Annotated in this window: 11 protein-coding genes and 1 pseudogene; 5 read left to right on the top strand and 7 right to left on the bottom strand. The window is 65.3% G+C overall.

Translation table 11 applies throughout. The features are described 5' to 3' along the window. Positions 1 to 10 precede the first annotated feature (10 nt). Entirely contained in the window at positions 11 to 829 is an 819-nt protein-coding gene (locus AB0J09_RS19940) for a TIM barrel protein (protein ID WP_360692740.1), read from the bottom strand. Between the two features lie 285 nt (positions 830 to 1114). Here AB0J09_RS19940 and AB0J09_RS19935 point away from each other — a divergent pair, with 285 nt between their 5' ends. Then, the gene (locus AB0J09_RS19935) at positions 1115 to 1879 is read left to right on the top strand and encodes an IclR family transcriptional regulator (protein ID WP_360692773.1); all 765 of its coding nucleotides are present in this window, start codon (positions 1115 to 1117) and stop codon (positions 1877 to 1879) included. Positions 1880 to 1898: 19 nt separating this feature from the next. Here the strand turns inward: AB0J09_RS19935 and AB0J09_RS19930 are convergent, their stop codons facing one another. After that, positions 1899 to 2669 carry a hypothetical protein gene (locus AB0J09_RS19930; protein ID WP_360692737.1) on the bottom strand — a complete coding sequence of 257 codons (771 nt, stop codon included), beginning with the start codon at positions 2667 to 2669 and terminating at the stop codon, positions 1899 to 1901. Positions 2670 to 3202: 533 nt separating this feature from the next. Between AB0J09_RS19930 and AB0J09_RS19925 the strand changes: the two genes are divergently transcribed. Then, positions 3203 to 4585: an SLC13 family permease gene (locus AB0J09_RS19925; protein WP_360692734.1), complete on the top strand. Its 1383-nt coding sequence runs from the start codon at positions 3203 to 3205 to the stop codon at positions 4583 to 4585. Between the two features lie 28 nt (positions 4586 to 4613). Here the strand turns inward: AB0J09_RS19925 and AB0J09_RS19920 are convergent, their stop codons facing one another. Both AB0J09_RS19920 and AB0J09_RS19915 read right to left on the bottom strand, forming a co-directional pair. Further along, on the bottom strand, positions 4614 to 4802 hold the full coding sequence (locus tag AB0J09_RS19920) for a hypothetical protein (protein WP_360692731.1): 189 nt from the start codon (positions 4800 to 4802) through the stop codon (positions 4614 to 4616). Positions 4803 to 5021: 219 nt separating this feature from the next. After that, positions 5022 to 5126: pseudogene (locus AB0J09_RS19915) on the bottom strand (peptide-methionine (S)-S-oxide reductase); the annotation flags it as partial. Between the two features lie 34 nt (positions 5127 to 5160). Here AB0J09_RS19915 and AB0J09_RS19910 point away from each other — a divergent pair. After that, positions 5161 to 6669, top strand: coding sequence for a recombinase family protein (locus tag AB0J09_RS19910; RefSeq protein WP_360692728.1), 1509 nt, complete (start codon positions 5161 to 5163; stop codon positions 6667 to 6669). Between the two features lie 666 nt (positions 6670 to 7335). After that, positions 7336 to 8736: a replication initiator gene (locus AB0J09_RS19905; protein ID WP_360692726.1), complete on the top strand. Its 1401-nt coding sequence runs from the start codon at positions 7336 to 7338 to the stop codon at positions 8734 to 8736. 87 nt (positions 8737 to 8823) lie between these two features. On the opposite strand, the gene AB0J09_RS19900 is transcribed toward AB0J09_RS19905, so the two are convergent. Both AB0J09_RS19900 and AB0J09_RS19895 read right to left on the bottom strand, forming a co-directional pair. Continuing rightward, positions 8824 to 9300: a hypothetical protein gene (locus AB0J09_RS19900; RefSeq protein ID WP_360692724.1), complete on the bottom strand. Its 477-nt coding sequence runs from the start codon at positions 9298 to 9300 to the stop codon at positions 8824 to 8826. A gap of 7 nt (positions 9301 to 9307) precedes the next feature. Continuing rightward, complete coding sequence (locus AB0J09_RS19895; protein WP_360692722.1) at positions 9308 to 10549, bottom strand: helix-turn-helix transcriptional regulator; 1242 nt, start codon at positions 10547 to 10549, stop codon at positions 9308 to 9310. A gap of 877 nt (positions 10550 to 11426) precedes the next feature. Between AB0J09_RS19895 and AB0J09_RS19890 the strand changes: the two genes are divergently transcribed. After that, positions 11427 to 11855 (top strand): hypothetical protein, encoded by a 429-nt coding sequence (locus AB0J09_RS19890; protein ID WP_360692720.1) that lies wholly within the window; start codon positions 11427 to 11429, stop codon positions 11853 to 11855. Positions 11856 to 11929: 74 nt separating this feature from the next. Here AB0J09_RS19890 and AB0J09_RS19885 read toward each other — a convergent pair whose 3' ends face one another. Beyond that, the gene (locus AB0J09_RS19885; RefSeq protein ID WP_360692717.1) at positions 11930 to 12277 is read right to left on the bottom strand and encodes a hypothetical protein; all 348 of its coding nucleotides are present in this window, start codon (positions 12275 to 12277) and stop codon (positions 11930 to 11932) included. Positions 12278 to 12458 lie beyond the last annotated feature (181 nt).

The following is a 12458-nucleotide window of genomic DNA, read 5'->3' as shown; positions in this document are numbered from 1 at the left end:
CTTCACGGCGTCATGCGGTGCGCGCTGCGGAGCCACGACGCTCGCGCGGCAGCCAGGCGAACGGATCTGCGGCCTCGGACTTGTACTCCAGGCCCACCCATCCCGAATAGCCGGCCCGCTGCAGGGCGGACATCCAGCCATCGAGCGGCAACTTGCCGGTCCCCGGCTCGCCCCGGCCTGGAGCGTCGGCTATCTGCACGTGTCCGATCAGTGCGGCGTCGCCTGCGATCATCGCGGCAACATCATCACCATTGACCGCCAAGTGGTAGAGATCCGCCAGCATCCGGACGTTGGTCGCATTCGTCTCCCGCGCCACCCGGTCGATGATCGCGGTGGCCTGGGCCGCTGTGCGGATCGGGTACCGATCCGCCTCGCTGACGGGCTCGATCAGCACCGTGCCACCGATCCGGCCGACCGCCGCGGCGGCCAGGGCCAGGTTCTCGACCGCGAGATCGTCCTGTTCCTGTTCCGACACCCCGTCCACTCGATTGCCGTAGAGCGCGTTGAACGCCCGGCAACCCAGCCGCTGGCCGATATCGGCGACAACGTCGAGGTTGTCGCGCAACTCTGTCGAACGAGCAGGCCAGGACACCAGCCCACGGTCGCCACCCGCCATGTCACCCGCCGCGAAGTTGAGCCCGACCAACCGCACTCCGGCCTCTTCGATCGAGCGCACGAAGCCGTCCACCTCCGCGTCGGCGGGAACCGCCGAGTCGAACGGCCACCAGAACTCGACGCCGTCGAACCCGCTCGCACGCGCCGCCGCCGGGCGCTCGAGCAGGGGCAGCCCCGTGAGCAAGATCGAACAGTTCACCGCGTATGGGAGCATATGAACACCAGTCTTTCCGCAATGCGGAAAAAAGTTTCCGCTATCTGTTGCTAGAGTATTAGCCGCCCTCAACCTGCCTGTCAATCGAGCGGTGCCTGGATGTACGTCCGCGGGACCCGCCGTAAGCTTCTGGCGCCGCACGGACGGCCGGAGGTCGTGTACCAGCACGGCAGGCCAGAAAGCGTCGCGTACCGAGAGGTTTCAACCCTTGTAGGCTTTCCGCATCACCAGAAGGCGCCACATCGCGTCTTCGCCAACTCACGGAGGACGCAGGTGACTGCACGTATGGAGGAGGGCGCTCCGGGCGGCGTTCAGTCCATCGCCCGCGCCTTCTATCTGCTTGAATTGATCAACGCGGCCGGGGGTGAGCTGGCGATCAGCGAGCTCGCGGACCGGTCCGGGCTTCCGCTTCCGACGATCCACCGCATCATCCGCACCCTGATCACCTCGGGTTACGTCATCCAGCAATCGTCTCGCCGGTACGCCCTGGGTCCCCGCCTGATAGGTCTCGGCGAGACCGCCTCACGCGCGCTCGGAGCATGGGCCCGCCCGCGGCTGACCGAGCTCGTGGAGGCCGTGGGCGAGACGGCCAACATGGCGATTCTCGACGGAGACAAGGCCGTCTACGTCGCTCAGGTTCCGTCCAAGTACTCGATGCGAATGTTCACCGAGGTGGGACGCCGCGTCGACCTGCACTGCACCGGCGTGGGCAAGGCCCTGCTGGCGCAGCTTCCACCGGCGAACGTCCTGGAGATCGTCCGGCAGACCGGGATGCCCGCCTCCACAGAGCGCTCCATCACCGACCCTGACGAACTCATGAAGGTGCTGTCCCGAGTGCGCGAGCTCGGCTATGCCATTGACGACGGTGAGCAGGAAATCGGCGTGCGATGCGTCGCTGTGCCGGTGACCGGCGCTCCTGCTCCCACCACGATCTCCGTCTCGGGGCCTGAGACTCGTCTCACCCCGGAAGTCGTCGAACGCGTGGTGCCTCACCTGCTCGACGCGGCAGCCGGGCTCGATCGTCAGTTCCGGCAGCCGGGTACGCGATAGTCCGCACCTGCGCGACCCGTCAACTGAACCGTACGGCGACCTCACCGATGCCCGAGAAGACGGCCCGCCAGCTGCCCGGACCTTGCACCGTCTCGTTGCAGAACGAGCCGGTGATCACTCGTTGACCCGGCTCCAGCCCGCGACCGTAACGGTGCAGCAGGGCGCACAGGCGTGACAGCGAGAGAAATGGATCGTCCATGGAATCCCCGGGCGTCCTCGTTGAGACCAGTTCCCCGTCGCGCCACAACTCGACCGTGATATCGGTCAGGTTCGACCGTACGGGTGCCTCCGTTCCTACCACGATGCCCCAGTTGCTCAGGCCGTCGGCCAGGATTGCCGGATGCCCGGCTCCCGGCGGCAGCCGAGCCTCGTTCAGTTCGAACGCGGGAACCACCGCGCGAACCGCGCCTCGCGCCGCCACTGGATCGACATCCTCGCCCCACAGGGGCGCGCCGAGGACCAGACACAGTTCTGGTTCGATGAAACACGAGGCGATCCGGTCGTGCGGGAGGGCGTCTCCTGATCGCATGATCCGGCCGTCGAGGATGTATCCGAACGGCCGGAAGTCCGAACCCATCATGCCTCGGCGACTGCCTGAGGTGTGTCCGACCTTCCAGCCGCCCAGTCGCTCACCCGACGCAAGGAACCGATCAAGGACGGCCAACTGCAGGTCCAACCCCTTCCGCAGGCCATGCTCTGCCGCGATCAGCTCAGGATCGGCCAAGTCACGACCCGCGACGCCCTTCCGCCGCGCCTGAAAGAAAGCCTCTACCAGGGCCTCATCGGACATACCACGATCTCCTCACGGGGCTCGTCGGCTCGACATCAGCACGCATGACGTTGAGTGCTCATGGCCTGAAGAAAGCGGCTAGGTAGTCGCCTCTCGTCATCGGTTGCTGCTGATTGTCCGCAATGCGGAAATTTTCTATCGCATGGCGGATGTGGGGTCAACCGCCAGCGGCGCCGACCGCTCGGCGATGTCGGCCGTCATCCGCGGGCCAACCCGGAGATCGAGACGGCGAGACAGCCTGGGGGACCAAGCACCGACACGGCGGCACAGGACACTCGGATCCCCCATTCGCCGTAGTCGTCGCGCACCCCTGGACCCGCACCTGTTGCATGGAGGACCGAACGGCGGGAGCGAAGCGCGACGGGTCTTGACCTGTGCCTGTGACCTAGCTAATACTCAGCGGCTAAACCGGCACATAAATGGAACGAAGATTTCACATCGTGGAAAAGATTCTCTGATTTAAGCAGCGCGAGGCGGGGGCCAACCTGGCGCAGACCATCCCTAGACCCACACCGCTAACGCGGGAGGCTTCCTTGTCCGTCGAAGTCATCTCAATCGTCGTCCTCGCCGCCATGTTCCTCATAGCCACCGTGCGACCGGTGAACCTTGGCGCGCTCGCCATCGTCGCCGCGTTCGTCCTGGGTATCTCAGTGCTGGACGGGGCAGATGTCGGAGAGAAGACCGACACAATCTTCGCGGGTTTCCCCGGCGACCTGTTCGTCGTCCTCGCCGGTGTCACCTATCTGTTCGCCATCGCCAAGAACAACGGAACCGTCGACTGGCTCGTCCATGCTGCCATCAGAGCGGTGGGCGGGCGGGTCGGCCTGATCCCGTGGGTCATGTTCCTGGTCACGACCTGTCTCACGGCAATTGGCGCCGTGGTACCGGCGTCAGTGGCGATCATCTCTCCGATAGGGATGGGCTTCGCCGCCCGCTACAAGATCAACCCGCTCTTGATGGGCCTGATGATCATCAATGGTGCCAGCGCGGGCGGGTTCTCGCCGATGAGCATCTTCGGCGGCATCACCAACGGCGTGGTCGCGAAGGCAGGCCTGCCTGGCAACCCGACGCTGCTGTTCCTGGTCTCGTTCCTGTTCAACCTCGCCATCAGCCTGGTGGTGTTCTTCCTCTGGGGCGGCCGCGATCTGCTTGGCCGCCGTGCCGATGACACCGGAGAGGAACCCACTGAGACCGATCCCGGTTCCGGTTCCGCCAACAGCCGTGCCCCCGCCCCCGCGCCGGCTTCCGGATCATCGGGCGGAGACGTCGCGACCACGACGATCGCACCAAGCAGCGTGGACGAGGCAGCCACCACCTTGGACCGTGACCGGATCCTGACCCTGATCGGCCTGGCCATCCTGGCCGTCGGCGCACTCTTCTTCGACCTCAACGTCGGCCTCGTCGCCATCACCGTGGCAGCGATCCTGACGCTCATCTCACCGGCGTCCGCCAAGGGCAGCATCAACCAGATCGCCTGGCCCACGGTGCTGCTGGTGTGCGGCATCGTCATGTACGTCAGCCTCATGGAGAACATCGGCACCATCAAGTGGCTGGGCAGCGAGGTCGCCACCATCGGCGCTCCGTTGCTGGCCGCGCTCATCATCTGCTTCATCGGAGGCGCGGTGTCCGCCTTCGCCTCCACCACCGGCATCCTCGGCGCGCTCATCCCACTCGCCGTACCGTTCCTCACCGGCGGCAACGCCGTCGGCGCGGTCGGGCTCATCACCGCGCTGGCCATCTCCTCCTCTGTCGTCGACTCCAGCCCGTTCTCGACCAGCGGCGCGCTCGTCGTCGCGAACGCGCCGGAAGACAGACGCGACACCGTCTACAAGGGCCTCATGCGGTGGGGCTTCAGCATGGTGCTGGTCGCGCCGCTCGCCACCTGGCTCATCTTGGTGGTGCCTGGGTGGCTGTGATCACGATGTGCGACGATGGCACCGGCGGTCAGCGGTCCAGTCCCAGCCCCTGCCCGACACGGAACCCGGAGACCGCGGCCACGGCCGGCACACGCACACTCGCCAGGCGGCTCACCACCCGGTTGGTCTTCTCCTCATAAGCCGGTACGGAACCCGGCAAAACTCTGGACGCGGTGCCGGCGACGCTGCTTTCGTCGCCGGCACCGACATCGGCCACGTCATCAGACCGCAACCACCTGCACGGTTTTCCCGCAAAGGACACCGATACACCACTGCAAGGGTTTTCCAGTGGTTACGCACGGTACGGAACCACTGGAGTGCCATCCCCAAGAGCACGATGCTCACCCGCGGCCGAACGCCTGCTCGCCCAAGGCTGCCTTTTGCCGTCTGCAAGAGGAAACGGCGGGATTTCCTGCCGGAGACTGGTGCCGACAGGTCACTGACCGGCAGGCGCGATGCCTACCGGGCAGGAGACGCCAGTGCCCCCGATACCGCAATATCCGTTCGGAACTTTAAAAAGATACTGCTGGTGGTAGAACTTAACTCTCCGCAACAATTCATGCGAGGAGGGTTACATGACCAATGTCCCAGTCGTCTCTTACGCTCGCATTTCCGCTGACATCAGGCGGGATGAGCACGGGGTGCAGGACCAGCACCGCCTCAACCGGGAGACGGCGGAACGGCACGGGTGGACTGTCGTCCACGAGTACACGGACAACGACAAGTCAGCCGCCAAGGCCGACGTCGTACGCGACGACTTCGAGGCCATGCTACGGGCCCTGCGGGCCGGCGAACTCCCCAACGGCACCGCGGTGCAGGGCGTCGTGATCGTCGCTGAGGACCGTCTCGCGCGACGTCCTGGTGACTATGAACGCTTCGTCGAAGCGATCACGTACCAGGACGGCCGCGTGTTCGCCGACGCTCGCGGCCCGAAGGACCTCTACAGCGAAGACACCGAAAGCATGGGGCTCTTCGGTGCGGTGATCTCCAAGATGGAGGTCCGCAAGATGCAGCGCCGCATGCGCCGCTCGCACCGCATGCGCGCCGAGCAAGGTCTTCCAGTTGGTGGTACGCGCCCCTTCGGCTGGAAGCCTGACCGTCTCACCCTCGACCCCAAGGAGGCACCTCTCGTACGGCAGGCGGTGCTGGACCTCATCGCAGGCCGCTCGCTCCACTCCATTACGAACCAGTGGCGTCGGGAGGGCGTGAAGACCTCGCTGGGCAACGAGTGGACGCCCCCATCGCTCAAAATCAATGTGCAGAACCCCCGCATCTGCGGCTGGCGGGAGATCAACGGCGAACTCGTCCGAGACTCTGCTGGCAACCCCGTGGTCGGCCAATGGGAGCCGATCGTGACGCCCGAACAGTGGATGGCGGTCAAGAACATCTTCGACGCCCGCAGGGGCCACTTCGTCTACAGGGACGGACGCGTCGGCCATATCCTCGCACCGGACTTCCGCGAGTCGAACTACCTGCTTACCGGCTTCCTCCGCTGCGGTCGCGCCAAGCCGGACGGTTCCCTCTGCAACGCCTCACTGCGCGTCACCCACAGCAAGGACTGTGTCCAGCACATCTACATCTGCCCCGGCAAGACCGTCGGCGGCTGCGGCGGACTTGGACGGCGCGGCGACATGGTCGATCTCTTCATCTCCGAAGCAGTACTCGCCAAGCTGGAACAGGTCCAACTCGCCGCGTCCGCCGCTCCAGCCGAGTGGCCGGGCCAGGCAGAGTACGAGGGCGCAAAGACCCGTCTGGAGGAACTGCGTGTGCAGTGGACAGCCGGCAACATCACGAACGAGCTGTTCTTCTCAACAGCACCGGAGCTTGAGAAGCGCATCGCCCGCCTCCGCACCGAGGCTCAAGGCTTCACCGCCGCCGCTCAGCGCCGCCAGGCCCGCTCCGACACCGACATCAGCGACATCCGACGGCGCTGGTACCTGCCAGAGGAGGAAGACGGACTCCCCCTCACGATCAAGCGGTCCTACATCCGCGAAGCTCTCCTAGCCGTGATCATCTATCCCTCCGGCAAGGGACGCAGGAAGTTCAACCCCGACCTGCTTGAGCCGATCTGGCGAGAAGGCTGAGCCCAAGACGTCCAGGACGTCTGAGAAGGCTGTCTCCCTTACCCATGGGCGACAGCCTTCTTACTTTGCCCTCGGAACCACCGGCGACAACCGGACTTCTACGGACGCAGCCGGACGTCCACGGTACGTACCGGACGTCTGCGCTCGCGTCGCCGCCGGAACTCCGACCTGCGTAAACACGTTCTCCCAGTGGTACAACGTACTCACACCAAGAGCCACCGTCCCTCTACAGCACGACCGCAGCGAACATCTCGGCGAATCACCTCAAGGCGCATAGACGATTCCGGGCAAGCACATCCACGACCACTGATGACCCGTCGGATTTCCCGGCCCGACGGCAGGTGTCCACGCAGAGCGCGCCATCCACCTTCTCGCCGCACTCCATTCCTGTTCTCTCGCTGCTGGTACCACCGCCAACGGCTGTCTTCAGGCTGCCTTGGCGCTGGCGTCTGGTCGTGCTCATCAGGTACGGCGGTGGCTCCCGCCCACGAACCGAGGAGGCCACCTGAACCAACCGAACGAGCTTTCCGCCCAGGAGTGGGGCAAGCAGCAAGCCGCACGATCCCCTCGCTGGTCAGAAGAGAAGTGGCAGCGCATCGCCACCGTGCTCGGCGTATGCGTCGCCCGCCAAAGACCGCCCGACGGCTCCTCCGGGAAGGACGCCGCATGAGCGAGGTCCCTCGCCTGTCACCCGAGATGCTGGCCGTCATGCAGCGTGCGGCCATGCCCGACTTCGCCCGCTGGCAGCAAATGGTCCACGCCACGGGCGGATGCGCCCAACCGATCCGGCTACAAGGCGAGAGGTACACGCTGGACAGCCGGACGGGCGAAGTCCTCGACGTGTATCGAACCGCCGACGAGCCGACCGGTTTCCTGCTCACAGCCTGCGGCAACCGGCGCGCGTCCAGATGCCCGGCCTGCTCGGCGGTCTACAAGGACGACACGTACCACTTAATCATCACTGGCCTACGCGGCGGCAAGGGCGTTCCGGAGGAGGTCAGCCAGCATCCCCGCGCGTTCGTCACCTTTACCGCCCCATCCTTCGGTGCCGTCCACGCCCACCGCGGGCAGTCCGGCCGGACGCTCCCATGCCGTCCCCGCCGGGACCGTCCCGTCTGTGCGCATGGCCGGCCGAAGGGCTGCGGTTCGCGTCACGAGCGCGATGACGTCCAGGTCGGGCAGCCCTTGTGCGTGGACTGCTACGACTACATCGGGGCCGTCCTGTGGAACGCCCACGCAGGCATGCTCTGGCGGGAGTTCACCAAGACGATGCCGAGCGTCCTGGCCCGCCTGCTCGGCATCACCCGACTGGAGCTACGCCGGACGGTCCGCCTCTCGTACGCCAAGGTCGCCGAGTACCAAGCTCGCGGCTTGGTCCACTTCCATGCCGTCGTCAGACTCGACGGACCGGGCGGACCCGCCGACCGCCCTCCGGACCACATCACGATCGACCTGCTCGACCGGGCCATACGCCGGACCGCCAGTCAGGTCACGGTCCGAGTAGAGGACGGACCGCCCTCGCCTGTCCGGTGGGGCGATCAGCTCGACGTACGACCGGTCTACGTCTCAGCCGAACTGGGCGGACTGAGCGATCAGCGAGTCGCCGCGTACGTGGCCAAGTACGCGACCAAGGGAGCCGAGTCCGCAGGCACCGTAGACCGTCCGATTCGGCATGCCGGACAGATCGCCGGTCTGAAGGTCACCGAGCACGCCCGCCGCATGATCTACACCTGTTTCAGCCTCGCCGAGCTCCAGCCCTACCGCGCCCTGCTCCTACGACAGTGGGCGCACATGCTGGGCTACCGGGGACACTTCTCCACCAAGTCCCGCCGCTACTCGATCAGACTCGGGGACATTCGACAGGCCCGCGCCAACTTCCGCGCCGAGCAAGGCCAGCTGATCACGGGCGCTCCGCCTCCCGACCCGGAGAAGACCGTGACGGTGAGCGAATGGCACTATGCCGGACGCGGACACCGCCACGGAGAGGCTTTCTGGGCCGAGGTAGCACGCCAAAGGATCGCCACCGCTCGCAAGATCGCACGACAGCAAGCGAGCGAGAGCCGATAGAACCCTGTGCCTCTAGACCTAGAGAGATCACCTCTAGGTCTAGAGGCTCATCAGCCGCCTGACCAGGCACCTAGCGTCTAGAGGCTCCTAATCTCGCCGGGCTCCAGCGGGCCAGATCACCCGTACGGGCACCTCCCGTCGCCGCGCCTCGGCCACCACGTCAGCAGTGCCGCCATAGCCTCGGGCCGGCTGCCCATCCCAGACGGCGAACAACACCTCGGCGTCGTCCAGCATCCGCGCGCTGGCAGTCATGTGCGACTCCGCGGTGGACTCCACAAAGTCCAGCCTGTGAGTTTGGACCGCCCGGCTCAGCAACTCGTCGTACACAGCCTGGCACTCGCCCGGCAGCCCGTCCCGATACTCCTTGGCCGGGATCACGGCTTCCAGCACACCACCGAGATCGAGTACCGCACGAGCGAAGATCTGATCAGCCCCGTCCGCCAGGCAGGACAATCCGGCGACTTCAGGACCGTACTCCGCGAGCGCCTGGCGTACCGCCCCGTCGATCAGTATGGCGGTCTCCTCCGGCAAGCCCCGATGGCCGGACACAGCGATGCGAACCATGATCCCCCTAGATCAGAGTGGCGTGAAGACGTTCGTCGAACGAGTGCAAAGCACCGGACGACGGCCCGGCATACGAGCGGCGGAAGTTCTTGACCCGGTGTAGGACACGCTCAGAGCCATACGTCGTCGCCACAGTGAGCGCATTGGACGCCAGATACAGCGCCTCCTCGTAGCGCCCCGACATGGCCTCAGCTGCCGCCACCTCCGTCATGAGCACACCCCGCTGCTTCGCACCGGGCTGGGCCGACGAAAGCGACTCGTTGAACGCGGCAACGGCTTCAACCGGCCGCTTGAGCCGCACCATCACCAGGGCCCGATACCCCGCCAGCTTCGCATGATCGAATGGGAACACCCACGGCCAGGGCGGTGCGGCGGCCCGCTCACCAGCCCGTACCGCCGCCTCAGCCGCGCCCAACGCCTGAAGCGCTGCCGCCTCGTCTCGCGCGGTCGCATGACCGAGCGCTTCGAGGCTCGACAGCCAAGCGCGAGCGATTGCCGGTGGCCGCTCACCGATCTCCCGCCGCGCCCGCGCCAGGAGATTCAGTCCGATCAGCGGATCGTCGGCGTCGATCTCGAACGCGGCCAGACTGCCGATCATGTACGCCGCCAGCAGCGCATGGTTGGCCTGTCGTGCACTGTCGACGGCGCGACGGTAGTAGAGCCGCGCCGAACCGGTGTCCTGCATATCGGCATGCACCCAGGCCGCGAAGCCTGCCGCCTCGCTCAGACCGGCCCGGATCTCGTCAGCATGCGGAGACCGCGACGCGCGGCCGAGAACCCGGCTCGCGAGATCGACCTGCGCCACAGCCGGCTTGGCAAGTTCGCGCGCAGGCGTGACGGCCTCCAACCTACGCTGGGCTCCGGTGATGCTGGTCAGCGTGGCGGCCGTCGTCTCGTCCACATCGGCGCGCTTGGGCAGGGCCACGCCCGCCAGCGCGGTCAACGCCACCGCCTTGCCGAAATCTCTGCGCTTCGTCGGATCGTCATCCCCTCGGGCTCCGAATCGGAGCAAGTGAAGCGGCACCCCGATCTGGATGGATATCTCCCGAACCTGGTCCACAGTGAGCGGCTGACGACCACGCAACACCTTGGACACCCAACTCTGGGAGTAGCCGACCGCCTCAGCAAGCTGACCCTGCGTCCAACCGTGCGCCCGCCGCACCTCTTCGAGGATGGTTGGTAGATCGCACTCGGCGAGAGCGGCGGCCACAACTGGCCCGGACCAGAACTGCGGCGGTATCTGGGTCACAACGCTAGGTTAAGCCGCCGACCTCGGCCGTACCGATATTCGTGACGGGAATACCCGTACCACCAGCAGCACTAGGCCGTTCACCTGCGGTTTCATGACAGCAACGCTCAGTACATGAACGAACTACCGCCTCACGCCTTGGCCGCCGCACAACAACTGGCCGCCGCCCTTTCGGAAGAGGGAATCACTGCCGACGTCCATCACGACTACGGCACACCAATGGTGTCGGTCTGGGTCGGTCTGATCGTTTGGTGCGCGGACGGCACGTACTGGTGGCGCACCGGTTGGAACCCACGCAGACACCGACCGATCTATGCAGGACACCCCTTCACCCAGCCGGCCCGCGCCGCCCACCGAGTCGCCCTCCGCTACACGCAACTGCGCATGTCGCATCCACTCTCGTCACTGATCGCCGGAGCACAGCCGTGCCCCTGACCGTGCAGCAAGTGCTCAACAGATTCCCGGGCTGGCAGGTCACCGACATGTCCGGAGGCTGGGTCGCCATGCGAATCAACTTCATGCCCAAGAACAGCGGCCTCTCCAACGTCCGTTGCGGAGAAACGTTGGAGGAACTGGCTGGCAATCTACACGCCGAGATCAGGCTCCAGAAGTCACGGGCATCGGTTGCAGGTAGGTAACCCGATGGCAAGCTGATCAGGAGCGTGGATCTCCATGTCCGGCGGTGGATACGTTCCGGCAGCCCGAGCTTCCGCCTTTCAGGCGGACCGATCACCCTGCTCGGCTGGTCGAGGCCGTGCTCAGGAACGTGTACATGGTGGCCGCAGTAAGCCCGTGTGCGGGGACGTTGCTGTCAGCACTGCTGTCACCAGCTAATCGGGACTTCCAAGATCGTGCAGTTTGGCGAGACCATGTCCTCATGTCAGTGACTGAGTTCGTCGGCGTGACCAAGGACAAGGATCGTGGCGTCACCTCCAACGGAGGACTGTATGAGTTCCGGACCGAGGACTCCGCCCACGTCTACCTGCACGACACCGACTTCAGACACCTGACCTACCAGCCCGGCAGGCCACCAGTGCTGGAGCTGGAGTTTGTCTACGATCCGCAGTGGACTCCACTCGAGCTGTCGAAGACGCCCGTTGTGGTCTTCCGGTTCGAGGATGTCCGCCTCGTCGAGTGGCGCGAGGACCAGGAGGGCCATGACTGTGTGACCGCTCACCCCGATGCTCCATCTGGGCAGGTCGAACTCTTTGACTGGGACGGCGCCGACCTGTTCACCCTGCACACCTTCACGCTGTACCTGGCCTTCCACGCACTACGAGCAGAAGTGACCGTACGCGCGGAGTAGAGCAGAGAACCCACCACGGGCTACCTGTACAAACTCCAGCCCCCTCCACCTTCAAAGGGCAACCGTGATGATGATCATTCCAGACTGAACCGGTCGTACATCGCCTCAAGTTGAGCTTGACGTTGCGAGTCGCCAAGCGTGATCCGGATTTGCACAAGGTGTCCATCGGCGTCGTGGTCGGCAGAGACGGGAAAGACCCCATCCCCCCAACTGGTCATGAAGCACATCGTCCGAGTGCCACCAACCTCGATCGTTCCGGCCTCGTGCTTCGTAGCTCTGATCTGGGCCATGATCTGCCAGTGGTGGGAATGCGGTCGGAAATCAACCGCGATCATCCGTTCGGCAACAGCTTGTTTCCACTCCTGCAAAGCGATGGCACGGTCGGCTGCCTCGCTGACAGGCAGGTCCGCCCATCCATACACTCCGTCCTCCCCGGGATGCGTTAGGAGTGAGGTGTCAACGGCCATGAGGATCCCCAGGTAGGTGGACTTGGGTTCTCTCAGCTGGCGGCCATCAGAAATCCATACTGATGGCCGGGGTGGTCCTGATGGGTGGTCAGGTCAACGGGGTGACGCCCTTGCCCGCCAGAGCCTCGGCGAGCCG

The organism is Nonomuraea sp. NPDC049784 (assembly GCF_040659615.1).
Lineage (GTDB): Bacteria > Actinomycetota > Actinomycetes > Streptosporangiales > Streptosporangiaceae > Nonomuraea.
This window is presented reverse-complemented; position numbering and strand designations above follow the sequence as displayed.

Coding starts and splice junctions, on each gene's coding strand:
- AB0J09_RS19905 (WP_360692726.1), top strand. CDS start 7,336: ATGAGCGAGGTCCCTCGCCTGTCACCCGAGATGCTGGCCGTCATGCAG.
- AB0J09_RS19910 (WP_360692728.1), top strand. CDS start 5,161: ATGACCAATGTCCCAGTCGTCTCTTACGCTCGCATTTCCGCTGACATC.
- AB0J09_RS19900 (WP_360692724.1), bottom strand. CDS start 9,300: ATGGTTCGCATCGCTGTGTCCGGCCATCGGGGCTTGCCGGAGGAGACC.
- AB0J09_RS19890 (WP_360692720.1), top strand. CDS start 11,427: ATGTCAGTGACTGAGTTCGTCGGCGTGACCAAGGACAAGGATCGTGGC.
- AB0J09_RS19940 (WP_360692740.1), bottom strand. CDS start 829: ATGCTCCCATACGCGGTGAACTGTTCGATCTTGCTCACGGGGCTGCCC.
- AB0J09_RS19935 (WP_360692773.1), top strand. CDS start 1,115: ATGGAGGAGGGCGCTCCGGGCGGCGTTCAGTCCATCGCCCGCGCCTTC.
- AB0J09_RS19930 (WP_360692737.1), bottom strand. CDS start 2,669: ATGTCCGATGAGGCCCTGGTAGAGGCTTTCTTTCAGGCGCGGCGGAAG.